Raw genomic sequence first — 25880 nt, 5'->3', positions numbered from 1 at the left:
ATCCGATTCAAACAAGGATTCCATCGTTCCGGAGGCTGAAAAGCACCGGGACGATATGCGCGCTGTCGTGATAGCCCCCGTGTTGAAGGGCGCACGCGGCCAGTCCGACCAGGGCGCCATGGCGCGCTCGGAAGAGGCACGGCTGGAAGAGGCCATCGGCCTTGCGCGGGCGATCGACCTCACCATCACCCATTCGGCGCTCGTACCCGTCAGCCAGCCGAAGCCCGGCACGCTGCTCGGCAGCGGCAAGATTGCGGAGATCAAGGCGGCGCTCGATGAAAACGATGCCGGTCTCGTCATCGTCGACCATCCGCTGACGCCGGTGCAGCAGCGCAATCTCGAAAAGGAATGGAACGCCAAGGTCATCGACCGCACCGGCCTCATTCTGGAAATCTTTGGCCGCCGCGCCTCCACCAAGGAAGGCACGTTGCAGGTCGAGCTTGCGCATCTCAACTATCAGAAGGGCCGGCTGGTGCGCAGCTGGACCCACCTTGAACGCCAGCGCGGTGGTGCGGGCTTCATGGGCGGTCCGGGTGAAACGCAGATCGAAGCTGACCGCCGGCTGCTGCAGGACAAGATCATCAAGCTGGAGCGCGAGCTGGAGCAGGTGCGCCGCACCCGCCAGCTTCACCGCTCCAAGCGCAAGAAGGTGCCGCATCCGATCGTGGCGCTCGTCGGCTATACGAATGCCGGCAAGTCGACGCTGTTCAACCGCATCACCGGGGCAGGCGTGCTGGCCGAAGATATGCTCTTCGCCACGCTCGACCCGACGCTGCGCCGCATGAAGCTGCCGCAGGGCCGCACGGTCATCCTGTCCGATACCGTGGGCTTCATCTCCAACCTGCCGACCCATCTCGTCGCCGCCTTCCGCGCGACGCTGGAAGAGGTGCTGGAAGCCGATCTCATCCTGCATGTGCGCGACATGTCCGACCCGGACAACGGCGCGCAATCGGCGGACGTGCTGCGCATCCTCACCGATCTCGGCATCGACGAGAAGGACGGCGCGGAGCGCATCCTCGAAGTCTGGAACAAGATCGACCGGCTGGAGCCGGAAGGGCGCGCCGCGCTCGTGCAGAAGGCGGAAACGCAGCCGAACGTCATCGCCGTGTCGGCGATTTCTGGCGAGGGTGTCGATACGCTGCTGGCCGAGATCAACCAGCGGCTTTCCGGCGTGCTCGTCGATCGCGATATCGTCGTGCCGGTGATGCAGCTACAGCTGCTGCCATGGATCTACGATCATTCGATCGTCGATCACCGCGAGGATATGGAAGACGGCAATGTGCGGCTGGAACTGCGGCTGACCGAAACCGAAGCCGCCGAACTCGACCGCCGGCTCGGCATCGGGCAGAGGACTGCACGCGAAGACTGGGAACGCTGACGTTACGTCACTCTTTTGACGTTGCGTCACCCAGGCTGCGCTCGATCTGCTTGGCGGCCTGCCACAGTTCTTCCATGCGCTCCAGCGTCGCCGCTTCGAGGCTTTCGCCGTTCGCGGCGAGGCTGTCCTCGATATGGGAAAAGCGGTTGCGGAATTTCGTGTTCGTGCCGCGCAGCGCCATTTCCGGATCGGCGCCGACATGGCGGCCGATATTGACCAAAGCGAAGATCAGGTCGCCAAGCTCGTCGGCGACCGCCGCCTGGTCGTCATTGCGCAGCGCCTCACGCAATTCGCCGATTTCTTCCTCAATCTTGTCGAGGATGGGAGCGGGTTCCGACCAGTCGAAGCCGACCTTGGCGGCGCGTTCCTGAAGCTTCAGCGCCTCGACCAGCGCCGGGAAGGAGCGTTGCACGGAGCCGAGATGGCCGCGCAGCGGGTCCTCCGGCAGGCCGCGCTTGGCGCGCCGTTCTTTGCGCTCGCGCTTTTCCGCTTGCTTGATGTCGTCCCATTGCAGCTTCACCGCTTCGGGCGTGTCCGCATCCGAGCGTGCGAAGACATGCGGATGGCGGCGAATCATTTTGCGGGTGACGGCTTCGACGACGTTGCCGAAATCGAACTCGCCGCGCTCCTCCGCCATGCGGGAATGAAAAACCACCTGCAGCAGCAGGTCGCCCAGCTCCTCGCAGAGGTCGTCCATGTCGTTGCGCTCGATCGCATCGGCGACCTCGTAAGCCTCCTCGATCGTATAGGGTTTGATCGTCTCGAAGGTCTGGACGACATCCCACGGGCAGCCGGTCTCCGGCTGGCGCAGCGCCGCCATGATCTCGATCAGGCGTTCAATCTCGCGGCTCGGTTCCATAGCTGTCACTCAGTTCAGCGGGATGCTGTTGCCGGCCTTGCCGGACTGGTAGCTTTCCGACAATCCGTCATAGGCCGCGCGGATTTCGGCGTCCTGCTTTTGAAGGTCCGCCTTTGCGGCGTCATCCGAGGTCGCGATGAGATCGGCGATGGCGGCGGAGCGCCAGAAGGCGTTGGTCTTGGCATAGCCGCCGGGATCAAGCCGGAAAACTTCCTTCAGGATGCGCAGGTCGTGCGGGATGGCAAAGGCGTCGCGCGAATCTTCGTGGCTGAAGAAATAGTAGAAATTGTCGAAGCCGGCCCAGGTGATCGCCGAAAGGCACATGGAGCAGGGCTCGTGCGTGGAGAGGAAGACGAGGTCCTTCGTGTCCGGCTTTTCCGCGCGTTCGTAGAAACGCTTCAGCGTATGCACCTCGCCGTGCCAGAGCGGGTTTTCCGTCTCGTTGTTGGTTTCGGCCAGCACCAGCGAGAGGTCGGATTTGTTCAGGATCGCCGCGCCAAAAACCTTGTTGCCGGCGGCGACGCCGTCGCGCGTCAGCGGCAGGATATCGAATTCGATGACGTCGAGAAGGCGCTTTGCGAGGGCGGCCTGATCCATGATGGGAATCCCGGTTGGTCTTATGGCGCATCCTTAGCGGTCGGCGCGGCGGGCAGGCAAGGGCGGCCGGTGACTTATGCTCAAAATGCGGGAGGTGCGAGCAAAACAATACGCGCCTCCATAAGGTTCAGGATTTATGTTTCTTTCGTTTATGGTCATTTTTCGCGATAGTGCGCACACTCCCAACGGACGTGACAATGACTGAACCGCAGCAGAAGCTTTCGACATTCCCGGCGTTCTTCCGCACGAGCGGCAGGACGGTCGTTGTCGTGGGCGAGGGCGAGGAGGCTTTTGCCAAGGCCCGCCTGCTGTTCAACACGGATGCCCGGATCGTCGTTCTGGCGGAAGCGCCGGAAGCTGACTTCGCCCGCTTCATCGCCGACAAGGGCCTCGTGCTCTTCCGCGAGCCCTTTTCCAGCGAGGCGATTGCCGGCGCGACGCTCGTCTTCGCCGCAACGGGCGATGCGGCCGCCGACCGCGCCATCTCCACCGCCGCCCGCGCCCTTGGCATTCCGGTCAATGCCGTCGACCAGCCGGATTATTGCGATTTCTTCACGCCCGCGCTCGTCAACCGCGCGCCCGTCGCTGTTGCCATCGGCACGGAAGGTGCTGGCCCCGTGCTGGCGCAGATGATCCGCGCGCAGGTCGACCAGATCCTGTCTCCGTCGCTCGGTCGCCTGGCGAGCCTCGCCAGCGGCTACCGCGAGGCTGTCGACCGCGTGCTGCCGCGCGGCGTGACCCGCCGCGTCTTCTGGCGCCGCTTCTTCCAGGGCGCGGTCGCCGATGCCGTCAACAATGGCGACATCGATCTCGCCCGCCACGCCGCCAACACGCTGCTGAATTCGCAGGGCAAGGCCGCCGGCCATGTCTGGCTCGTCGGCGCCGGTCCGGGTGCCGAAGACCTGCTGACGCTGCGCGCCCAGCGCGTGATGATGGAAGCCGACGTCATCGTTTTCGATGCGCTGGTGCCGCAGGCGATCGTCGACATGGGCCGCCGCGATGCCGAGCGCCTTTCCGTGGGAAAACGCAAGGGCTGTCACTCCAAGTCGCAGGAAGAGATCAACGACCTGCTGGTCGAGCTCGGCAAGGCCGGCAAGCGCGTCGTGCGGCTGAAATCCGGCGATCCGCTGGTCTATGGCCGCGCGGGCGAGGAAATGGCGGCGCTGCGCCAGGCGGGCGTGACGTATGAGATCGTGCCCGGCATCACCTCTGCCTTCGCCGCCGCTGCCGATTTCGAACTGCCGCTGACCTTGCGCGGCGTCGCCTCCTCGCTCGTCTTCACCACGGGGCACGACCTGACGGGCGCCGTGCTGCCGGACTGGGCGCGGCTTGCGATTTCCGGCGCCACCGTCGCCGTCTATATGGGCCGTACCGTTGCGGCCTCCGTTGCCGCGCGCCTGATGGATGCCGGCCTGCCGGCGGAAACCACGGTCGCCGTGGTGGAAAATGCCAGCCGTCGCGACAAGCGGCTGCTGCACGGCACGCTCAAGGACCTGCCGGGGCTCGAACATCGCGACGAGCTTTCCGGTCCGGTCATGGTGATCATCGGCGACGCCGTCGCCGGCGCCAATTTCGAACATTCCGCACCGCTCGCCATCCGCGAAAACGTGCGCAGTACAGCAGTATTGGGAGCATGACATGGCCGACAAGGTTCTGACAGCCAACCGCCTTTCCGACGGCATTTCCGTCTGGCTGGATGCCGCCGGCACCTGGAACGAGCAGCTCCAGGCCGCCTTCGTGGCGCGCCACAAGGAGGCCGTCGATGCGCTGGAAGCCACCGGCAAGCAGGCGCTGGCCGACAACAAAGTGGTTGACGTCAACGTCGTCGACGTCGAAGAAGTCGATGGTGTGCTGCGGCCGCTGCGCATGCGCGAACGCATCCGCGCCGAAGGCCCGACCATTGTCTATGCCGCCGGTTATTCCGGCTTGACCGCGACGGCCGCACCGGCGGCTTGAGGATCTCTGCATGTATCGCTACGACGAATTCGACCACGCCTTTGTTTCCGACCGCGTTGAGCAGTTCCGCGACCAGGTCGGCCGCCGCCTGTCCGGCGAGCTTGCCGAGGATGCGTTCAAGCCGCTTCGCCTGATGAACGGCGTCTATCTCCAGCTTCATGCCTACATGCTGCGCGTCGCCATTCCCTATGGCACGCTGAACGGCCGCCAGATGCGCATGCTGGCGCATATCGCGCGCAAATACGACCGCGGTTACGGCCATTTCACCACGCGCCAGAACATCCAGTACAATTGGCCGAAGCTCAATGAACTGCCGGATGCGCTGGCCGATCTCGCGACGGTCGAGATGCATGCGCTCCAGACGTCGGGCAACTGCATTCGCAACGTCACGGCCGACCATTTTGCCGGTGCCGCCGCCGACGAGGTCGCCGACCCGCGGCCCTATGCGGAAATCCTGCGCCAGTGGTCTTCGGTACATCCGGAATTCTCGTTCCTGCCGCGCAAGTTCAAGATTGCCGTTACCGGCGCCGAGCGTGACCGCGCGGCCATCCAAGTGCACGATATCGGTCTGCACCTGAAGAAGGACGACGACGGCCGCATCGGCTTTGCCGTCTATGTCGGCGGCGGGCAGGGGCGTACGCCGATGATCGCCAAGAAGATTCGCGACTTCCTGCCGGAAGAGGACCTCCTGTCCTACACGACCGCGATCATGCGCGTGTACAACCTGCACGGCCGGCGCGACAACAAGTACAAGGCGCGCATCAAGATCCTCGTGCACGAGACCGGTGCGGAGGAACTGGCGCGTCAGGTGGAGGTCGAGTTCGCCGAACTCAAAAACACCGAGCTGAAGCTGCCGGAAAAGGACATTGCCGCGATCACCGCCTATTTCGCGCCGCCGGAACTGGCGCCGCGGGCGGAAGGCTGGGCGAGCCTGGCGCAGTGGAAGAAGGCGGATGCGGAATTCGCCCGCTGGGTGCAGCAGAACGTGCAGCCGCACAAGCACCCCGATTACGGCATGGTGACGATCTCCCTGAAGCCCATCGGCGGCATTCCGGGCGATGCGACGGATGTGCAGATGGAGGCGGTCGCCGACATCGCGGAGGAATATGCCTTCGACGAGATCCGCGTGAGCCACGAGCAGAACCTGATCCTGCCACATGTGGCGCTGGCCGACCTGGAGCCGATCTACCGCGGCCTCGTTGCCGCCGGCCTTGCGACGGCGAACGCCGGTCTCATCACGGATATCATTGCCTGTCCGGGGCTGGACTATTGCGCGCTGGCGAACGCCCGCTCGATCCCCGTCGCGCAGGAGCTTTCGCTGCGTTTCGGCGCGCCCGAGCGGCAGGCCGAGATCGGTGAGCTGAAGATCAAGATCTCCGGCTGCATCAATGCCTGCGGCCATCACCATGTCGGCCATATCGGCCTGCTCGGCGTCGAGAAGAAGGGCGAGGAGCTCTACCAGATCACGCTCGGCGGCTCCGGCGACGAGAACACGTCGATCGGCGAGATCATCGGTCGCGGTTTCGAGCCGGAGAAGGTGACGGATGCCGTCGAGGTCATCGTCGACACCTATCTGCGCCTGCGTCTTGACCCGTCCGAAATCTTCCTCGATGCCTATCGCCGCGTCGGACCGCAGCCCTTCAAGGATGCGCTCTACGGTGATAAGACGGCCGCGGCAGCCTGAGGAGTTTGGCGATGACGAAAATCTGGAACGAAGCCGGCTTCGTGACCGACGATCCCTGGATCCTCGAAACCGAAGAGGTCAAGGCCGGCTCGAACGAGAAGGCGGTGCTCGGTCTCGACGATTTTCTGGCGAAGACGGACGAAACGGGCCTCGGCGTGCTGATCAACCCGGCGGACGACGTGCGCAAGCTCGAAGGCCATCTCGACCGGCTGGCGCTGGTCGCCGTCGCCTTTCCGGCCTTCAACGACGGCCGCGCTTTCAGCCACGCGTCGCTGCTGCGTTCGCGGCTCGGGTTTACGGGCGAGGTGAGGGCGGTCGGCGACGTGCTGATCGACCAGATTCCTTTGATGCTGCGCTGTGGCATCGACAGCTTTGCCGTGACCAACGCGACGGCGTTGAAGCGGCTTGCGGAAAACCGGCTGCCGGGCATCGAGAACCACTACCAGCCGACGGCGCGGGCATCGGAAGATGCCGGTTCCTACAGTTGGCGCCGTCGCGCCTGATTTCACGCGCGACCGGCGAAACGCCGCAATCGTATTTTAGGCTTGCGCCGGAATAAAAACGACCGCCAAGCGTTGTTAGAAAAGCGATGCGCGGCCAATCGGCGCATTGGAACGGAATACCTTCCTTTGCCGCTCAACATGTAATATCTGCCTATCGTCAAGAATTTCCGACGCAGCCAGGATCGATCCCGAAATGAACGCACCTGCCAAGACCGAAGATTTCGTGCCCGCCATTCCCGCCGGCGTATTCGCCGAGACGGTGACGAGCGTGCAGCATTATACGGATCGCCTGTTCCGCTTCCGCATGACGCGCCCCGAGAGCTTTCGTTTCCGCTCCGGCGAGTTCGCCATGATCGGCCTGATGGTCGGCGAAAAGCCGGTCTACCGCGCCTATTCGATTGCAAGCCCGTCCTGGGACGAGGAACTGGAATTCTTCTCGATCAAGGTGCCGGACGGCCCGCTGACCTCGCATCTCCAGCAGATCCAGCCGGGCGACACCGTGCTGATGCGCAAGAAGCCGACCGGCACGCTGGTGCTCGATGCGCTGACGCCCGGCAAGCGGCTCTACATGTTCTCGACCGGCACCGGCATTGCGCCCTTCGCAAGCCTGATGCGCGATCCGGAAACCTATGAAAAGTTCGACGAAGTCATCCTGACGCATACCTGCCGCGAAGTCTCCGAGCTGAAATACGGCTTCGACCTCGTCGAGGAAATCCGCAACCACGAATTCCTGGCGGAAGTCGTCGGCAACAAGCTGCGCCACTATGCGACGGTAACCCGCGAGGATTATCCGTTCCAGGGCCGCATCACCGACCTGATCAGCAACGGCAAGATGTTCGCCGATCTCGGCGTGCCGCATTTCGACCCGGCGGTCGATCGCGGCATGATCTGCGGCTCCTCGGCGATGCTGAAGGAAACCAAGGGGCTGCTGGAACAGGCAGGCCTCATCGAGGGCTCCAACAACAAGCCCGGCGAATTCGTCATCGAGCGCGCCTTCGTCGATTGAGCGAAGGGCATATGGGATAACAAGGGCGGCTTCGGGCCGCCCTTTTTCGTTTCAGGCGGACAGCGAATCGAGCAGATCGGCCATCGCGGTCGCCGCTGCCGGGCCGTCGCTATTGCGGATGGCGCGGATGACCTTCACATGCAGATCCACCGCACGGTCCATCTGCCGGTTGTCGGCGCGCGCGAACCAGAGCCGGCGCGCATGGGTCTGCAAGGGGGCGAGCGCGGCGGTGACGAAGCGGTTGGGGCAGGCCTGTTCCATGATCTCGTCGAAGGTCTTGTCGGCCGCGAGAAATCCCTCCATGTCAGAATGGATCGAGCAGGCGGTCATCGTCTGCGCGCAGGCGACGAGTTGTTCGCGGTGTTCGTCGCTCGCGTGCCGGGCAACGAGGTCGGCAGCAAGCGGTTCGAGCTGCCGGCGCGTCGCCATGACATGCGCATGATCCTCCGGGCGGATTGCCGTGATCTGCAAGCCGGCGCGCGGGCGAACGGCGATCAAGCCCTGCCATTCCAGCTTCTGGATCGCCTCACGCACCGGCGTGCGGCCATGGCCGGCGAGCTCGATGAGCTGGCGTTCGGTGACCAGCGAGCCTGGCTTCAGCTTCAGCGTGACGATCAGCCCTTCGAGGGCAAGATAGGCGAGGTGGGCTTGCGACGCCGCGGTTTCCGTCATTCCCGAATCCCAATTGATATATCACATGGTGGCATGTCGCAAAGCGGATGTCCAATTGGCTGATATATCAGAGGCGGTTTTACGTACTGGCGAGCAATAAAAAAGGCCGGAACCTCAGGGGTTCCGGCCGTGCTGTGCTCGGATTGTTGCTGGAAATCAGAGCAGGAAGTCGCGAGCGTCGAGATCTTTCAGCTTGAAGTCGTCGAGGATGAGGATGTCCGTGCTGGCAAGCTTGATGTGCACGTCGTCGCCGACCTGCGTTGCCTTGTTGAGCACGGCATTGACGCTGGCGAAATTGTAGCTGCGCAGGTCGATGTCGTCGATATTGTTCTTGAAGTCCATGATCGTGTCGCGGCCGTAGCCCTTCTTGAACACGAAGTCATCGGCGCCGGCGCCGCCGGTGAGCTGGTCGGCGCCCCTGCCGCCGTCGAGCTTGTCATTGCCGACCATGCCGAAGAGCTTGTCGCTGCCGGCGTTGCCCTGGAGCGAATTGGCCGCCTGGTTGCCGCGCAGAACGTCATTGCCGCTACCGCCCTTGGCGTTCTCGATCAGCGAGCGCGTGTCGCCCTTGAACAGCAGGGCATTGAAGATGTTGCCGCGCGAGTAGGTGTCGCTTTCGAAGTTGAGAAGGGCGAGCTGGACGTCGCTGAACTTCGAGTGCTGGCCGGGGCGCAGGTCGACGCTCACGCCATTCTTGTAAGAAGACAGGTCATAGGTATCCTTGCCGCCGCCGTCCCAGATGGTGGCGAAGATGCGGTTGGCGCCGGCATCGATGGCGACCTTGCCGTTGACGAGCGTATCGCCGCTGCCGGGGTTCCACTTGTAGACGGTGTTCGTGGCGTTGGTGGTGAAGTCCGCGCCGTACATGCGCTGCAAGGCGGCGATGTCGGACATCATGTAGGACTGCGCGTAGTCGAACTCGCCGTTGCGGTAGCCGTCCGCTGGGCCGCCGACATTGGAACGGTAGGTCATGATGGAATATTCCATCGAGTCCCGGTTGGCGGGCAAAGCGGGGAAGCTGCCTTCGAATTCATGGCCGTGCTTGAGGCCGAGCGCATGGCCGATCTCGTGCAGCATCGTCGCCCAGGCATAATTGCCGGCGACCGGCGAGCGGTAATCGAACTGCCGGCCAAACCACAGATCGCCGCTCTGGCTGCTGTTTCCAGGATAGTAGGCCCAGGCCGTGGACGGCATGTCGGATTCGGCAAAGCGCAGGTTGGCCGTCGTGGTGCTGCCCTGCGAGACCGCCAGGTTGGTGAAACCCTCGACGGAAAAGCCGTTGTTGGCGGCATTGCCGAAGGCCGTGTCCAGCGCGAAGCGGGCGGCCGACTGTTGCAGGGAGGAGATCGTGCCGAAGCCGCTGTCGGGTTCGCCCGTGTAATCGTAAGCGCTCGACGACGTCGGGAAAGAATAGGTCAGGGAACCTGACCAGGCGGAGCCGGACAACACGCCGTCAATCGTCGTTATGCCAGTCTTGTTGATGGTCTTGATGACCTTACCAGTGCCTGTCATGTCAAAATTCTCCTACTATGCTGGACGTTTTGTTTGCGTGCCTTGGATAGACCGCAATTCACTCCGATTCTGACGATGCTTGAACATCCACTCCGCCCATGATGGGATGGACACCTCGTAGCACAGAACGGATGATCGCCGAATGCTATTCGACCGGAGGTTAAAATTGTTCTCGAAGATAACCATTGTCGCCACGACCTGCCTTGTCCTCGCCGCGGCCGGAGAGGCGCCCGAAGGCACCGGCGGCATCATGGCGCGACCGTCTGATCCGGAAAAAGCCGTACAGGCGGAATATGAAAATCTGAAGTCCAAGGGCACGCGCGACGCGCTGGAGCTTTTCATCGCGCGCCATCCCGAACACCCGCTCGCCGACAGGGCGCGCGAGGATATCAAGCGGCTCGGCAAGTAGCCGCCCCTTTGAAACCGCAGATTGAAGGGCGCCGCGAGGCGCCCTTTTCGCGTCTGTTTTCGCGCTCCTGATGTTCCCTGGGTGACCTTTTCCAGCCTTCTTCCCGCGCATGCGAAACCAACCCGAATAAAGCCGGACGCCCACGCGTCGATAGGACGAATGCGGTTGACGAACGTCATGGGCCTTGCCAGCATGCCCCTGGAATTCGGACCGTCCAGTTGAATTGTGGGGGCATACGTTGACTGCGGGTTCCATCATCGCAACAATCCTGATTGTTTTCGCCGGCCTGCTGGCCGTGCCGGCCGTCAGCCATACCAATGCGGGCACGACTTTTTCGCTGATGGCCTCGTCCATGGCCTTCGTCGCCATGGGGATCGCGCAGTTCATGGCGACGCGCCCGCCCTTCATCGAGCGGCTTTTCGGTGGGCTCGACCGCATCTACCAGTTCCACCGCAAGATCGGCATTGCTGTGCTCTGTCTTATCTTGGTGCATTATTTCATTGCACCGGATTTCCAGGGCCTTGCCGTCACCAGCGGGCTGAACATTCTCGCGGCGACGATGGGCGAGTGGGCCTTCTACGGCTTCGTCTTCCTGCTCATCCTCAGCATCGTGAAGGTGATCCCGAAGACGCGATTCCAGATTCCCTATCAATACTGGCGCATTACGCACCGCTTCATCGGCCTGCTCTTCGTTATGGTCGCCTTCCACCAGATGTTCATCAAGCGGCCCTATGACGGCACGGCGTTCCTGGCGACCTACCTGAACCTCTTCGCGGCCGTTGGCATCGTCAGCTACGCCTACACGCAACTGCTGCCCTGGCTTCGCACCCGCCGCTACGAGGTGGTGAATGTCGAGCGCCACGAGGGCGCGACGATCATTTCCGCAAGGCCGATCAACCGCAAGCTCCGGGCCATGCCCGGCCAGTTCGGCTTCTTCCGCGTCAACAAGGCGGGGCTTCGCGAGCCGCATCCCTTCACCATCGCCGGCATCGACGAGGACGGTTCGGTCCGCTTCGCCATCAAGCCGCTCGGCGACTATACGAAGGCGCTGCGCGAGGGCGTCGCCGTCGGCGATGCGCTGACGCTCGAAGGCGGCTACGGGCATTTCAACCACAAGCGCGGCGGCAAGAAGCAGATCTGGCTTGCCGGCGGCATCGGCGTCACGCCGTTCCTCGCCATGGCGAGCCGGCTGAAGGGCGACGAAGGGCAGGATATCCACATGGTCTACTGCGTGCGCGACGGGGCGGAGGCGATCGGTCTCGACACGTTCCGCGCGCAGGCAGAAAAGCTCGAGAACTTCAACTTCGTCCTGCACAATTCGGCGGTCGACGGCCGCTTCGATGCGACGAAGCTCGTGGCGGGGACCAGCATGAATCCGGCAGAAGCGGACCTGTGGTTCTGCGGACCGCCGCCCTTGCGGCTGGCGATCGAAAAGGGGTTGAGGGAACTCGGCAAGGCCCCGCGCCGGGTCGAGTTCGAGCGTTTCGAGTTTCGGTAGAGCAGTTTCGGCGAAAGCGCGCAAAGCGGTCTCGCCTTTGGAATTGTGTGAAAGAAATGGATTTCCAGCCGGTTCGCCGGCCTTTTGGAGCGAAGGGAACAAGCCATGCGCATGTTCAAGACATCATTCGTCCGTTCGGGTGCCCGGCTTGCTGCCGCTCTCGGCCTTGCGTTGGCGATCTTCTGTCCCGCGGGGGCTTACGCCATCGATCAGTTCGCGGCCGATGCCTACGGCACCTACCAGGCGAATGCCGATAACGGCAAGATCCTGTTCGGCGCCGCCGGCTGCGGCGCCTGCCATGGCTCGGGCGACAATATCGAACTGCTTTCGGGCGGCATGGAAATGCAGACGGCGATCGGAAAATTCTTCGCGCCAAACATTTCCGCCCATCCGAACGGCATCGGCGGCTGGTCCAATGCGGACTTCCTGAACGCCGTGATGGTCGGCCTCAAGAAGAACGGCGACAACCTCTACCCGGTCATGCCCTACACCTCCTACGGCGGCATGAAGCCGGAGGACGTGCTGGACATCAAGGCCTACATCGATTCGCTGCCGCAATCGGATGCCGCCTCGAAGGAACACGAGATCGCGTTCCCCTTCAGCCGCCAGACGACGATCACGCTCTGGAAGCGCAGCCATTTCACCGTGCAGGCCTTCCAGCCGCGCGAGGAAACGCAGATGGAGCGCGGCCGCTACCTGATCGAGAATGTCGGCGGCTGCGGCGATTGCCACACGCCGCGCACCACGACCTATGGTCTTGATCTCACCCGCGCCTACGAGGGCGAGAAGGGCCTGACCGGCGCGGTCGCGCCCGATATCACCAAGGCCCGCATCAGCGGTCTTGCTTCGCATACCGTCTTCACCAAGGGGCTTATCGACGAGGGCAAGAAGCTCTCCGGTTCGCCGCTGTCCGATCCGGTCATGCGTCGCATCGCCCAAGGCCTTTCGACGCTGCCCGATGAGGACAAGCAGGCCATGTACGCGTTCCTTGCGGATCGCGAGATACCCGTAGAGGCACCTGTCGAGCAGAGCCAAACGCCTGTCTGCAGCGAATCGACGCCTGAAACGGCGCTGAGTGCTGGCGGTGGCAACGCGGAATCCGCATCTGCCGCCGATGCCTTCATCGGCAAATATTGCCGCAACTGCCACGGCCCGGGCGAAAGCTCGCAAGGGTCCTTCCCGGCGGGCGACCTTGCCTCGATCGCCGCCAATCCGGCCTTCGTGACGCCCGGCGATGCCGCCAAGTCGCTGCTCTATACCAGCGTCACCAGCGGCCGCATGCCGCTCGGCAAGCGTCCTAGCGACGAAGAAGTGCAGAGCCTTGCCACCTGGATCAACTCGCTGAACCAGTCGGATATCCCGACGGCGGTCGCCGCGACGGAAGCCAAGCGCTCGCGGCCGATGCTGAAATACCTCGATTTCGTCGAATTGGCGCTGCGCGACATCTCCAAGGTCGACGAACACGACCAACCGTTCATGCGCTACTTCAGCTATCGCGACCAGTATAACGGCATGATGAGCTGCGAATCGCATGAGACCTTCCTGAAACGCATGAAGGTTCTCGCCGGCGGCTTCAAGAAACTGCTCAACTCGCTCTCCTACGGGCCGGAGCTCGTTCTTCCGGAAGAAGTCGAAGGGACCGACGGCCTGCTCGTGCGCGTCGACCTGCGCGATCTCGAATGGAGCGAGGATGACTACAACTTCCTGATCAACGAGTATTTCTACGGCGTCGACCCGACGAGCGACGCGCAGCTTCACTCGCTTGCCAAGGCAACGCAGACGCAGCTGCCGATCATGCGTGTCGACTGGTTCATGAGCAACGGCGCACGGCCGAAGGTCTATAACCGCCTCATGAAGCTGCCGACCAACATCGCCGAGCTCGAAAAGCGCTTCGGTGTGCCGGTCAACCAGAACATCGAGCGCCGTCGTATCGTTCGCGCCGGCTTTGCGGATGGTTCTTCGGGTGTGTCCGACCACAACCGCATGCTGGAACGGCACGACATGCCGTTCGGCGGCTACTACTGGAAGTCCTATGACTTTGCCGGCGACGTCGGCAAGCAGGTGCTGAAGCGCTTCCCCGCGGGTCCGGAGGGCATTCGCCTCAAGGCCGGCCTGGAGCCCTTCGATCATGACGGCGGCGAAATGATCTTCTCGCTTCCGAACGGCATGCAGGGCTACTATCTCTCGACCGACAAGGGCGACCAGCTTGACATCGGCCCGACGGCGATCGTCTCCTTCCGCAAGCGGCCGATCGGCAAGGGCGTCGAGATCATCAATGCTCGCTCGTGCTTCGACTGCCACTTCGACGGCATTCTCTCCAAGCGCGACCAGCTGCGCGAGCATATCGAGACGTCCACGCTGTTCTCCAAGGACCAGCAGGACGAGCTGCTCGCCGTCTACGTGCCGCAGGAGGAGCTGAACGAGGTCTACAAGCGTGACACGGACCGCTTCGTCGCGGCCCTCGATCGCCTCGGCATCACCGAGCCGACCTCGGGTGGCGGCCTGACCAGCCTGAAGGCTCCCGGCGGTGCCGAGATCTTCACCTACTTCGCCGACAAGTATGAGGACGAACTGAACTTCGAGCAGCTTGCCGCAGAGTTCGACATGACGCCGGAGGAATTCTCCTCCGACATCCGTCGCCTCACCGATGTCAATGCCCTGCGCATCGGCCTCGACTGGGTTGCCACACTCGAAGCCGGTTCCACGATCCCGCGCGTCGAGGTCGAGGAGCAATATGCCTTCATGCTCCAGCCGCTTCTCCAGCTCGATCCGCTGAAGCGCGGCGTCAACCCGGATGCGAACGCCGCCAATGCGGGCCAGCAGACGGCTGACAACAACTACCAGCAGCCGGTCGACAACAATGCCGGCTACCAGCAGCCCGAGCAGAAGCAGGAACAAAAGCAGGAACAGGCCGTCAACAACGACGCCTACCAGCAGCAGACCCAGGGCCAGGCAACACAAGGCCAGGCGACGGGCGACCAGTATGCGGGGGCGAGTGCCAACACGGCTTATGCCGTGCCGGCCTACAAGCAGGACGACAAGGCGCAGGCCGACAAGGTGAAACTTGCCGTGCATGTGGCGTCGACAAGCGCCAAGGTTGGGGATTATCTGAGCTTCGAACTCAGCACCAACCACGCCTGCGAACTTCAGCTGATGTATGTCGAAGACACCGGCAATGTCGAAATCGTGCCGGATGTGATGATCGGCTCGACGACGCTGAATGCCGGCGAAAAACGCCTGATCCCGCAGCCGGGAACGGGTAACCTGACCTTCGATTCGCCGTCGCCCGGCGAAACGATGATCGCCTTCTGCAAGATCGGCGGTCTCGGCGACCAGAAACTGACGGCCGAAAAGGCCAAGGAACTGGTCGCCAACTCGAAGCAGCCGCTGACGCGCGGCCTCGCCATCAATCTCGCCAAGCAGGCCGAGAAGGACAACGGGGCAAGCGGTCTGCAGATGGTGACCTTCGAGATCAAGTGACAAACCGGGCAGGGGTCCTTTGGATCCCTGCCTGAACTTTTCCACGAGGACATGAGGGCTGGACCGACAATGCTGCTGCGATCTCTTTGCTTTGACGCGATAGCGGGCGCAAAACCGCTTCGCACTTTTGCTGGAATTGCTCTTGCGTCGACAGTCTTCGCACTGGCCGGAGCAGCGCCCGCCACGGCCGCCTGCGATGCCTACACCGGCGTCACCGAGGCATTCAATGCGGGCGACGAGCAGAAAGCCCGCTCGATCGCCGAGACCGCGAGCACGGCCAATTGCAGCGCCAACGAGCGCACGTTGACCGGCCGCGTCGCCTCGCTCACCGCCTTCAACCGCATCGCGACCACCGTCGGCAATGGCGGAAAGCTCGCCGATCACCAGCAGGAGCTGGAAGACCTCCAGCGCCAGTATGGCGGCCCCTGGCAGGTTTACGACGCGCTCGGCGACCTCGCCCGCGAGCGCAAGGATTACGAACAGGCCGCACGTTTCTACCAGCTTGCGCTGGAAGACGGCTCGAACGAGACGATGACGCCGGACTGGATGGCGCCGGACGAGCAGTACATCCTGCGGCTCGACAAGCTCGCGGGCGAAATGCGGCTTGCCTCGCCCCGGCCGGTACAGCTCGCCATGCGCGGCGGGTGCAAGGTCTCCTTCCGCGGCGTGAAGATCAAGAAGAAGTCCACCCCGGTGCGTTACGTCTTCGGCACGGCGGATTTCACGCCCGAAGGCGTCGAGGCCGCAAAAGACCTGGCGGAATGCCTGAAGACGATGAAGCCCGGTTCGATCAAGCTGATCGGCCACACCGACCCCGTCGGCTCGGCGGACGCCAATTACAAGCTGTCGCTTGCCCGCGCCGAGACGCTGAAATCCTATCTCTCCACCGCCGGTTATGCGGGTGCCATCACCACCGAAGGCAAGGGCGAGGACCAGCCCTTCAAGCCGGACGATGCCAGCGCCTACGATACGGATACGATGAACCAGCTGCATCGCCGCGTGGAAGTGGACGTGGAATGATGAAAATGCTGCCTCGATTACTGGCGCTTTCCCTCGCCGTCGCCCTGCCGGGTCCCGCCTTCGCGGCGCAGACTTTTGCGCTTGTCGTCGGCGTCGACCAATATCCGAACGATGTCAGCCTCGACGGCGCGGTGCGCGACGCCGAGGACGTCTATCGCTCGATGAGCGCGGCGGGCTTCACGGTCACGAAATTCACCAATGCCGAGGCACGCAAGGACGATATCCGCAAGGCCTGGACCGACATGGTAGCGCAGGCCGCCTCCGGCGATACGATCATCTTCACCTATGCCGGCCACGGCGCACAGATGCCCGAGCTCATCGCCGGCGACGAGGCGGACGGTCTCGACGAATTCCTCCAGCTGCCCGGCTTCGACCGAAACCGCTACGAAGAAACGTCCAAGGAAATCATCGTCGACAACGAGATGAACGCCTGGTTCGGCGAAGCGGAAGGCAAGGGCGTGCATGTGCTCTTCGTTTCCGACAGCTGCTTTTCCGGCGGCATGAGCCGCTCGGTCACGGGCAAGACTCGGCTGGCGCCCGCCGTCACGGTGAAGCTCGCGCCGCCCTCGCAGGAAGCGATTGCCGGCGCCAACCTCAAGGACATCGACTTCAAGCAGGTGACGGTTCTGGCTGCCTCGCTGGAAAGCCAGCCGACGCCGGAGGTCATCATCGACGGCGAGCCGCGCGGCGCGCTGAGCTGGAGTTTCGCCCGTGCGGTGGAAGGCAGCGCCGACCGCGACGGCAACGGCATCATCACGCGCATCGAGCTCGAAGACTACATCTTCTCGAATGTGAAAAACCGCTCGGAAGCCTTGCAGGTGCCGAATTTCATGCCGCAGGTGGCGCGCTCGGAAAGCGAAGTCGTCGTCACGCTGACCCGCGGCATTCCGGTCAACAACGGCACGACGACCGAGACGGCCGACAATGACAACGGCGCCACGACGCCGGTCACCGAAAAGACCATCAAATCCGCGAAAGACCTCGGCTGGACCGGCAACATCGCCTTGCAGATCGATGGCGCCGGCGACAAGCCGAAGAACGCCGACGGCACGGGCACGCCCTTCCGCTGGGATGTGGCAAGCGGCGTCTTCTACACGCCGAACGGCGACGTCGCGGCGGAAAATGTCGATGCGGAGCGCATCCAGTCCGTGGTCGACAAATATGTGCTGCTCGACTTCCTGAAGGCGCTGGCAAGCCAGAATCCGGGCTCCGTCTCGCTGACCCCGGTCAAGGACATCTATGCCGCCGGCACGCGCCTGCGCTTCGACGCGCCGCCCGGCCGCTACCCCAACATGCTGGTCTTCAACCTCGCCAATACGGGCGAGGTGCAGTTCCTCGACATGCAGGCGGCTGGCACCACAAGTTCGCAGTTCAAGCTGACCGATGTCGAGATCGTCAAACCCTTCGGCGCCGACCACCTCATCACGATCTGGACCGCCGAGCCGGTCGATGCGATCGGCGCGGTGCTCGCCGACCGTGCCGTGACCTCGCAAACCCTGCTGCAGGCGCTTCTGACGCGGCTCGACGGCAAGGAGGCGAGCGTCGCCATCCAACCCCTTTATACGCGGGAAACGCTCTGATGATCCGTTACGCGGCAGCCCTTCTCCTTTCGCTCTGCCTGTTTTCAGGCGCCGAAGCCGCCGACAAGGCGCTGCTGATCGGCATCGGCACCTATGCCACGCTGCCCGAAAAGATGTTCCTCGAAGGGCCGAAGAACGACGTGCCGCTGATCGAGAAGCTGCTCAAGGAAAAACAGGGCTTTGCGCCGGAATCGATCCGCGTGCTGCTCGACAAGGATGCGACCCGCGCCGCGATCCTCGCCAGCATCGACGAATGGTTGGTCAACGGCACGCAGCCGGGCGACCGCGTCTATTTCTACTTCTCCGGCCATGGCCTGCAGGTGAAGGATGCCAGCGGCGACGAGGAGGACGGGCTGGACGAAGCGCTCTCCACCTTCGATATCGCCGCCGGCGATGGCGACTGGACGAACGTCATCCTCGACGACGAGATTGACGCGATGCTCGCCAAGCTGAAGGACCGCGCCGTCTCCATCGTCATCGACGCCTGCCATTCCGGCACGATCTCGCGTTCGCTCTCGACGGATGTCGGCGAATCGTTGGAAAGCGCACGCTTCCTGCCGCGCCCCTTCGCCAAGCCGGTGGATGCGGTGAAGATGCGCGGCCTGCGCATCGACGTCGCCGTGGTCGACAAGCCCGACATCGCCAAGCAGAACGGTGTGGAAGCCTGGAGTGCCGCATCCTCCTACCAGGTCGCCTGGGATGATACGCGCCTGCCGCCGGAAGAGCGCCACGGCGTCTTCACGCTCTCCTATGTGAACGGTCACGACATCACCGCCGGCGACAGCAACGGCAACGGCATCGTCTCCAATGCCGAGCTGCTGGAATATGTGAAGAAACAGTCGCAGACCTATTGCGCCGCGCAGACCCAGTGTCAGGGCCTCGACCCGCAGCTGGAGGTCAACTACGCACTGCTCGGCGCCAGCGCCGTGACACCCACCGCCGACACCACCACCCAGCAAACACAGCAACAGACACCCGACTATGGCAAGGTCGAGGAGGTGAAGGTCGAGAACACGCAACAGACCGCCTATGTCGCTGCCGACCCGGTCGACGCCGTCGGTGACATCCTCGGCAAGCCCGAGACCGGCGACGTCAAGGTCGTGCTCTCCTCCGACTACCTGAAACACGGCGACGTCTTCAAGATCACCGTGACCAGCAGCACGGGCGGGCACCTGATCCTCTACGATGTCGCCAAGGACGGCAAGGCGACCCAGATCTTCCCGAACGAATCGGCCCAGAAGATCACGCCGCTTACCGCAAACATGCCGATGACCATCCCGGACGACTATTATGGCTTCGACTTCGAAGCCGAAGGCCCGAGCGAAAACGTCCTCGTCGCCATCGTCGTCGCCGACGACGTCGACCTCACCAAGGTCGCCCCCAACGACTACGGCCTGACCAAGGAACTCGACGCCCGAACCACCATCGCCGACATCGCCGGCACGCTGAAGCAGACCTGGACGAGGGACACCGAAAACCGCAGCGTGAACTGGTCACTGGGATTGCTGAAGTACACGATCTACTGATCGAGTTCGGCAAGGCGCTTCTCGCCGGAACCCGTTGGTTCCGGCGAAAAACAAGCCTGTTTAAGGCATGCTTGAATATTTCTGGAAACGTCGTCCTGGTTTCTCCTTTGGAACGAGGACAGTCGGGACTTATACTGACCTCGCGCCTTGCGTCGCCCTCTCTGAATAAATCCAATACGGATAGCGAAGCGCACAATAACGCGTTTCACCGGCTTTGGTTCGAGCGGGGCCGAGACTTGCCCGAAGGCAGGACCAATTTGGAAGCTGCTTTAGGCCTGATACTTCCGAAAGTGCTAACCCGGTGAAGTTTTGACGAGGAACACCAAACCTATTCGGCGGCCGCCTTACGGGAGAACACCCTGGCCATTCTTCGCTTGCGGCTAGGCGTTTAGAACAAGCCCGTTGGCTAGCGTCGTGCCAGCTTGGTGCGGCCGGCTTCCCTAATTGAGAACGACGAGTCGGATCCGATCGAGATCAATCCCGCGCCTATGGCCGCTTCGATGGTCTCGGAAAAGTCCAGGCCGGCCAGCCCATGTTTTCTGGAGTAGTTTTCTACCGTGCCGCGCGGGGCGGAAGGCGAGACCCCATAGCGTGGGCTAAGGAAGGCGCCGAGAATGATTTTGAATTTTTCGTTGAGGGTCACGGCTTTCTCCATTGTTGCCCAATGGTGCTAGCAGCATCCGTACCCTCAAGATAGGGCGCAACGTGTTTGCCGCATAAGCGCGCCACGATCGGTTCGATCTTTCCCAACGCAGCAGGAATGATGAAGTGGAGAAAGCGATGGTCGAACCACTGTGCTGACAGGACCGCTGACAAATTTTTTTGAGGTTGAGCCGACACCAGTCTTTGATCTTGTGGTGAGCGCGCAGGGATTCGAACCCTGGACCTACTGATTAAAAGTCACAAGGTAACGGCTGGTTTTTCAGGTGGTGCAGCGAGCTGTGTGCCATTTATGTGCCAATCATGCTAGCGCCTCTGCGAGCCGGTCGAAGGCCTCGTGGTGGCTGTCGCTGGGGAACAAATGGCCATACCTATTCATGGTAATCGCGTAGCTTGCGTGTCCTGCGAGGGTCTGCACCGCTTTCGGCTGGAGACCAGCTTCAATCCAGGTGCTAACAGCGAAGTGGCGAAGGGTGTGCCATCCAATCGGCTCTATCTCAGCCGCCGTCACCAGCGGATTCCATAGCCGCTTCGTGTGGTTTGTATGGCGGGTGAAATTGCCGCGGCTGTCGGGGAAGACATAGTCGTTTTCGCCCTTAAACTTTGCTGCCTCGCGATAAGAGGTGAGGGCGGCTACCATAGCTTTGCCGAGAGGCACCGTCCGCTTGCCTGCCGCGCTCTTGGTGACAGCCATGCCGCCAAAAGCATCCAGACGTTGCTCGACCTTCACCAGTGCCTTGTCGCGGTCGATATGCTTCCATTGCAGCGCCCACTGCTCGGAAGCACGAAGGCCAGTAGTCGCCGCGAAGGTTACGCGGAGCTTGGCACCGCCTTCCGCCGTGGCAAGCAGCTTTGCGATATCGGCCTTCGATGGAGGCGTCACCTTCTCTCCATCCTCATCGCGGGTGCCAATGACCCGAACCCCCTTCGCCACATTGATCGTAGCGAGGTCACTTTCGACCGCATGCTTCAGAATCCGCGAGAGCGTCCCAAGAACGCGACGGGTGGTCACTACACCGGCGCCGTGCTTCCGCATGTCGTCTCGGAATTTGATAACGCGCGCCGCAGTCAGGTCGGCAAGCTTGATCGAGCCGACGCCACCCTTAAAGCCGATCGTGTCTTTTCGCTCCAAACCTGGTCGACGAATGACATACTCGTTGGCAGGATCAATCCAGTTCTCGCAGTGCTGGCGCGTCGTGCGCAAATATGTCTCCGTGACCTTCTCGCTACGGTCGCGACGGTCCGTCATATAGGTGCAGAACGCCTCGCAAGCCTTCGCGACGTCAGCCCGGTCGGCTAGAGGGCGATAGGTGCCGGCGCGTGTGGTTCCTTGTAGTTCCGCCAGACGGTTCTCGGCATCGCGCTTTAGGTTGAACTGCTCTCGATGGCGCTTTCCGTGCCGGTCGGTGAAGTCCATCTGCCAAGCCTCGTGCTTGCCGCTCGCATTGGCCCAGGTCCGCTTCTTAATCTTCGCCAAGATGACCTCCTGAAAGTTTCGGCACACAGTGGCACATGAAGGAGAGAAAGAAAAGGCTTGACAAACGATGTCAAATTCAACTATAAGGCGCACATTCGAATCTCTGTGGTGGATTCGTCTTCGCGGGGTGGTGCCCGCAGCGATGACCAAGGTCATCGGGCCGCAGGCCAAGAGGTCTGCATCGATCAACTCAACCCGACCTTCGGTCGGCCACCGAACTTCTCAAAATCAACACGATAAAACCGACGCCCGGACACTGTCCTGCGCTCGGCAGAGGAGACACCATGAATCCGTCTAACGATAATATTCCCGGCGACTTGTTGCTGGGCGCCAAAGCCATCGCCGACTATCTCGGCATCTCTGCCCGGCAAACATATCGCCTGACCTATGACGGGCTGTTGCCGCATTTTAAGTTGGGGGGCACCGTCGCGGCACGCCGATCCGCTCTGACCAGATGGCTCGATGAGCGGGGCAGGGCCGTCGCATGAGCCTCCTAGCCGCCTAATCCACTTCAAATCACCAACATCATCAAACCGCCCGACCCGGCGGCAAGGAGGATTCATGACTATTGATCGCACCCAAGCCATCGCCGAATACATCGCAACAAACGCCGCACTGCCATCCGTCCGATTTTCTTTCCAGGTTTCCAGAGCCGACCACGAATGAACTCTATGCTGGCTACGAGACTGCGCACGGTCTCACTGAAGGTGAAACAACCGACCGCATCGACGACGTGTTTGACGCGATCATCGGCGATGAGGAAGACGACCGCATGCAGCAGGTGGAAACCAGCCTTCTGCCTGTTCCTGCGAAATACTATCTGAGCGGCAAAGCATGCGCCAACATTCTCACCCGAGCAGCCAGTCGGGGCAGGACGATTCCCGAGACGCTCCGTAGTGCGCTGGAAGCGCAGGCAAGCACCGCCTAACCGTTCCGCATCACCATCACCATCATCACCCCACCGACCCCAGTCGGCGGGCCGCGCCTTCGTGCGCAATCTCTCCACGAAAGGATCGAGATGAATAACATCATTGCACCCATCCTAACCGACGACCTGATTCAGCGAGCCACAGACTATGTCAATGCTGGCGCGTATCGCCTCCGCGGTCGGCATAGCTGGCGAATCCCGGCTATCGTTGCCGAGCAGTGGCACCGTCAAGGCTTCGCGCTACTAAGGACAAATACGCTAGCCCGACATTACGGCGTACAGCGCAAGACCATGTGGAAGACCATCAAGGGCGTCATCGACGCGGGCTTCATCCGTGAAGTCGGTCGAACGGACGACGGTATCGCGATGTATGCGCCGTGCCTTGAGCGTGGCGACGAGTGGCGTGCCGGTCAGATGGAGCGCGCCTCTGATGAGCGATAAGACCGACGGCCTCCTCGCTCAGCACCATCTTCTCCTTGCGATCATCCATACGGAATGGGCCACTCGGCTTGATCACAAGGTGGCTGCCGTGATCATCGAACGATACTTCGGCAAGTTCGGCAACTCGCGTGCCAGCCTGCGTTACCTCTCCGACCGTACAGGCGCAACGCGGCCCAACATCATTGCGTCGGTTCGGCGACTTACGGACCATGGCGCTTTCACTGTGATACGGGAGGGTGCCGGCACCCGCCCTACCGAATACGCTCTGAATTTCGGTCTTTGCCTTAGTGGTATTGCAGGCGATACCTCTACTAGCGGTATTGCTGACAATACCTCATGCGGTATTGCGGACGATACCTCTACAGGCGTTAGCGGTATTGCGGACGATACCAAAACATCTCTTACAGTAACCGGCCTACGGGCCGGCTTACATGAAAGAGATATTGAACCCGCCCCGCCTACGGCGCCGCTTTCGGTCGGCCTTACGGCCACCGACGCGGAAGGTGCGGGAGGAGGGTTTGAAGAGTTATGGAAGGCATATGGACATCGTCAGAAGAAGGTCGACGCCAAAGCCGCATACGCCAAGGCAGCACCTGATGCTGATCTACACGCCCGCATGGTCGAAGCAGCCAAGGCATGGTTCGCGGCATGGGTTGCACAAGGCAAAGCCGAGGCGCCTCGGTTCACCCTGGCGAAGTGGATTGAGCGGGAGGAGTTTGAATGCGACCCGCCTACCGCCTTCAGGCCGAAAGAGCGAAAAGCAAAGCAGAGGCCTCAGCCAGCCAATGACAACGATGCTGATGATGGCTGGGAACCCGGCCCGATGATCTGTGATGTCGGCCCCTTCGCCCCCTTCGGCACGTTCCATGCGACGATCACAGGCAGTACGGTCGAACACGTCGATGCGGAAACAGAGAAGGTTATTCTCGATCTATTGTGGGGCAATCCAGCATACGGCCCTGATGCGCAGCATACATTCCACCTCAAGCATCCCAATCAGAAGGTGCAGATGCGTGGGCGCATATTCCTTTCGAGGCTCGCGCAGATACTAGGAACTGAGGTTACGGACACCGATCAACTCCACGGCCTCCGCGTCAAATGCAAGATCAATGAACGGCTGGCTATCTCCTATAGCGAGGCCGCCTGATGGAATACGAGGATCTGTATAATGCGATGCTGGCAGCAATGGAAGAGCACGCCCGAAAGCAGGCCGAAGATGCGCCACAACTATCGCCAGGCCTTCTCCCAATCGAACCGTTCGATGCCGAGAATGCCGACGGCGAGCGTTGCCGAGCGGTTGGTGTCGTAACAAGTCCGGCGCAGGACGCCTTCGACTTCGTCGTCCTCAAGGAGTTTAAGAGCGGCGAACTCATACCGACAACCGAAGGAAGCCTGTGGCGGCTAACACTCGACGACGCCATTGAACAGGAGGCAGCATGATCACCCTCAACGGCACAAGGTTCGCATCCAGCGCCACCCATAGCGGCGAACCGTGGCGCGGTTGGCCCATCCATAGGACACTAAAACCCGGGCAGCTCAAACCAGTCAACGACAACGTGCCCAAGCGTTTCCGCGGCGGCTATCCGGCTCTCACCTGGCTCGCCGAGCGGAACCCCCAGGCCGTCGTGGCCATCGCCACCCTTACGGGGGACTTCCATCCCGTCTATCGGGACAAGGACGATCAGGGCGACGACCTGGGCAGCAACGACGACCGCCTGCGCATCCACCCGCATCTCGATGACCTTGTCGATGCAGCCAGCGATGGTCGAGCTATCGTCCCCAAGGGCCGTCATGCTGCTCGCACTGGCGCCTTACGGTCCGGCTTACCAGCAGCGGACAAACAGTACCGCGTCGGTGGCACCCGCTACCGTCTCGGCCGAGCTATGTTCAACTTGGACTCCTCGGAGACGCAGCAGGGCCTTCTTTCCTACTGGCTTGACGAGAAAGGCACCGTCCAGCTTCCTCGCGAAGAGCAGTCGCCGCGTAAGGTCAGTCGCGTCCCGATCTGCTGGCAGGTCGAGCGCTACATGCGCTCCTGGAACGACCGACCCCGCAACGATCGCGATACTATTATGGAGAAGCTCTACGAGTCCGAGTGTCTAGCTTTCCACCTTCGCCGCCGCGGCACGCCGATGCCTGCACAGATTTACCCCCCGGCTGGTCATTCACGCGTGGAGATTCCAGACGAGAAAACGGAACTGCGCGAATGGTTGGCGGAGCAGATGGAGGGAGAGACCGTCACTCGCCTTCCAGATGGCGTTGCGCGATCCGCGACGTGGTTTGGCCGCGTCGGTGGCAATAAGCAAGGACTCGCTGTTCCCGAAATCTGGCGCGAACCGGAGGCCGCTCCGGACCTGCCGGAAGATGTCGCGCTCACCATCGAAACGATGCTCGCTCGCGGTGACCTGACCGATGTTGCGGACGCGCATAAGGTCAAGACAACCCGCCCTGATCGTGCTGGAAAGCGCCTGATTCGAGCGGCAGGAAAGGCCGCGCTGGCCCTAATGCCGGCCAACGACAACAAAAAAGCAAAAAAGGTGGCAGCCTGAGTCCATTTCGTGGCGCGCCGTTCGCATTCAATATGAGGAGATAGTTCTCCACTGCCAGAAACTATCTGGCGTGCGCCGCCCCACCTACGGCCCGATCACCGTTGCCCACAGGCCCAGCGAGCACTGCTATCCATCGGTCTATTGC

General features: G+C 62.0%; 24 protein-coding genes. 18 read left to right on the top strand and 6 right to left on the bottom strand.

From position 1 onward, the window contains the following. The first annotated feature begins 55 nt into the window (after positions 1-55). Positions 56-1378, top strand: a complete 1323-nt coding sequence (gene hflX, locus AC1RWL_RS30965; RefSeq protein ID WP_435268445.1) for a GTPase HflX — start codon at positions 56-58, stop codon at positions 1376-1378. A 7-nt stretch (positions 1379-1385) separates the two neighbouring features. On the opposite strand, the gene mazG is transcribed toward hflX, so the two are convergent. Further along, positions 1386-2237 carry a nucleoside triphosphate pyrophosphohydrolase gene (gene mazG / locus AC1RWL_RS30960; RefSeq protein WP_493097290.1) on the bottom strand — a complete coding sequence of 284 codons (852 nt, stop codon included), beginning with the start codon at positions 2235-2237 and terminating at the stop codon, positions 1386-1388. Between the two features lie 9 nt (positions 2238-2246). After that, entirely contained in the window at positions 2247-2834 is a 588-nt protein-coding gene (locus AC1RWL_RS30955) for a deaminase (protein ID WP_492649582.1), read from the bottom strand. A gap of 197 nt (positions 2835-3031) precedes the next feature. Here AC1RWL_RS30955 and cysG point away from each other — a divergent pair, with 197 nt between their 5' ends. The 5 genes from cysG to AC1RWL_RS30930 all read left to right on the top strand — a co-directional run bounded on the left by cysG (position 3032) and on the right by AC1RWL_RS30930 (position 7983). Continuing rightward, a complete protein-coding gene (gene cysG / locus AC1RWL_RS30950; protein WP_493097291.1) occupies positions 3032-4471 on the top strand; it encodes a siroheme synthase CysG in 1440 nt (479 codons plus the stop codon). A 1-nt stretch (position 4472) separates the two neighbouring features. Further along, entirely contained in the window at positions 4473-4790 is a 318-nt protein-coding gene (locus tag AC1RWL_RS30945) for a DUF2849 domain-containing protein (protein WP_256115871.1), read from the top strand. Between the two features lie 10 nt (positions 4791-4800). Next, the gene (locus AC1RWL_RS30940; protein WP_435268449.1) at positions 4801-6474 is read left to right on the top strand and encodes a nitrite/sulfite reductase; all 1674 of its coding nucleotides are present in this window, start codon (positions 4801-4803) and stop codon (positions 6472-6474) included. A gap of 11 nt (positions 6475-6485) precedes the next feature. Next, positions 6486-6977, top strand: coding sequence for a DUF934 domain-containing protein (locus tag AC1RWL_RS30935; protein WP_256115875.1), 492 nt, complete (start codon positions 6486-6488; stop codon positions 6975-6977). 193 nt (positions 6978-7170) lie between these two features. Further along, positions 7171-7983 (top strand): ferredoxin--NADP reductase, encoded by an 813-nt coding sequence (locus AC1RWL_RS30930; protein WP_256115876.1) that lies wholly within the window; start codon positions 7171-7173, stop codon positions 7981-7983. Positions 7984-8034: 51 nt separating this feature from the next. Here AC1RWL_RS30930 and AC1RWL_RS30925 read toward each other — a convergent pair whose 3' ends face one another. Both AC1RWL_RS30925 and AC1RWL_RS30920 read right to left on the bottom strand, forming a co-directional pair. Further along, positions 8035-8655: a GntR family transcriptional regulator gene (locus AC1RWL_RS30925; protein ID WP_493097292.1), complete on the bottom strand. Its 621-nt coding sequence runs from the start codon at positions 8653-8655 to the stop codon at positions 8035-8037. Positions 8656-8811: 156 nt separating this feature from the next. After that, positions 8812-10167: a M10 family metallopeptidase gene (locus AC1RWL_RS30920; RefSeq protein WP_493097293.1), complete on the bottom strand. Its 1356-nt coding sequence runs from the start codon at positions 10165-10167 to the stop codon at positions 8812-8814. A gap of 166 nt (positions 10168-10333) precedes the next feature. Between AC1RWL_RS30920 and AC1RWL_RS30915 the strand changes: the two genes are divergently transcribed. From AC1RWL_RS30915 to AC1RWL_RS30890, 6 genes are all read left to right on the top strand, one after another. Then, positions 10334-10576 carry a hypothetical protein gene (locus AC1RWL_RS30915; protein ID WP_256115881.1) on the top strand — a complete coding sequence of 81 codons (243 nt, stop codon included), beginning with the start codon at positions 10334-10336 and terminating at the stop codon, positions 10574-10576. A gap of 238 nt (positions 10577-10814) precedes the next feature. Beyond that, positions 10815-12074: a ferredoxin reductase family protein gene (locus AC1RWL_RS30910; protein ID WP_439630963.1), complete on the top strand. Its 1260-nt coding sequence runs from the start codon at positions 10815-10817 to the stop codon at positions 12072-12074. A 111-nt stretch (positions 12075-12185) separates the two neighbouring features. Then, positions 12186-15554 carry a c-type cytochrome gene (locus AC1RWL_RS30905; protein ID WP_439616782.1) on the top strand — a complete coding sequence of 1123 codons (3369 nt, stop codon included), beginning with the start codon at positions 12186-12188 and terminating at the stop codon, positions 15552-15554. Positions 15555-15623: 69 nt separating this feature from the next. Continuing rightward, the gene (locus AC1RWL_RS30900) at positions 15624-16574 is read left to right on the top strand and encodes an OmpA family protein (RefSeq protein ID WP_493097294.1); all 951 of its coding nucleotides are present in this window, start codon (positions 15624-15626) and stop codon (positions 16572-16574) included. A 5-nt stretch (positions 16575-16579) separates the two neighbouring features. Continuing rightward, positions 16580-18154, top strand: coding sequence for a caspase family protein (locus tag AC1RWL_RS30895; protein ID WP_493097295.1), 1575 nt, complete (start codon positions 16580-16582; stop codon positions 18152-18154). Next, the gene (locus AC1RWL_RS30890) at positions 18154-19680 is read left to right on the top strand and encodes a caspase family protein (RefSeq protein WP_493097296.1); all 1527 of its coding nucleotides are present in this window, start codon (positions 18154-18156) and stop codon (positions 19678-19680) included. Before AC1RWL_RS30895 ends, AC1RWL_RS30890 begins: the two co-directional genes overlap by 1 nt. A gap of 406 nt (positions 19681-20086) precedes the next feature. Here the strand turns inward: AC1RWL_RS30890 and AC1RWL_RS30885 are convergent, their stop codons facing one another. Both AC1RWL_RS30885 and AC1RWL_RS30880 read right to left on the bottom strand, forming a co-directional pair. After that, positions 20087-20323, bottom strand: a complete 237-nt coding sequence (locus AC1RWL_RS30885) for a hypothetical protein (protein ID WP_493097297.1) — start codon at positions 20321-20323, stop codon at positions 20087-20089. 318 nt (positions 20324-20641) lie between these two features. Further along, the gene (locus tag AC1RWL_RS30880; protein WP_493097298.1) at positions 20642-21817 is read right to left on the bottom strand and encodes a tyrosine-type recombinase/integrase; all 1176 of its coding nucleotides are present in this window, start codon (positions 21815-21817) and stop codon (positions 20642-20644) included. 284 nt (positions 21818-22101) lie between these two features. Between AC1RWL_RS30880 and AC1RWL_RS30875 the strand changes: the two genes are divergently transcribed. From AC1RWL_RS30875 to AC1RWL_RS30850, 6 genes are all read left to right on the top strand, one after another. Continuing rightward, positions 22102-22305: a helix-turn-helix domain-containing protein gene (locus AC1RWL_RS30875; RefSeq protein ID WP_493097299.1), complete on the top strand. Its 204-nt coding sequence runs from the start codon at positions 22102-22104 to the stop codon at positions 22303-22305. An 80-nt stretch (positions 22306-22385) separates the two neighbouring features. Beyond that, complete coding sequence (locus tag AC1RWL_RS30870) at positions 22386-22745, top strand: hypothetical protein (protein ID WP_493097300.1); 360 nt, start codon at positions 22386-22388, stop codon at positions 22743-22745. Positions 22746-22835: 90 nt separating this feature from the next. Beyond that, entirely contained in the window at positions 22836-23186 is a 351-nt protein-coding gene (locus AC1RWL_RS30865) for a hypothetical protein (protein ID WP_493097301.1), read from the top strand. Further along, positions 23176-24333, top strand: coding sequence for a hypothetical protein (locus AC1RWL_RS30860; protein WP_493097302.1), 1158 nt, complete (start codon positions 23176-23178; stop codon positions 24331-24333). Before AC1RWL_RS30865 ends, AC1RWL_RS30860 begins: the two co-directional genes overlap by 11 nt. Next, complete coding sequence (locus AC1RWL_RS30855) at positions 24333-24626, top strand: hypothetical protein (protein ID WP_493097303.1); 294 nt, start codon at positions 24333-24335, stop codon at positions 24624-24626. Before AC1RWL_RS30860 ends, AC1RWL_RS30855 begins: the two co-directional genes overlap by 1 nt. Beyond that, positions 24623-25735, top strand: a complete 1113-nt coding sequence (locus AC1RWL_RS30850; RefSeq protein WP_493097304.1) for a hypothetical protein — start codon at positions 24623-24625, stop codon at positions 25733-25735. The genes AC1RWL_RS30855 and AC1RWL_RS30850 overlap by 4 nt, the downstream gene beginning before the upstream one ends. Positions 25736-25880 lie beyond the last annotated feature (145 nt).

This window comes from Shinella sp. GW821-FHT10F02 (assembly GCF_058809275.1).
Note: the sequence above shows the minus strand (reverse complement) of the source record. Positions and strands in the feature narration are given on the sequence as shown.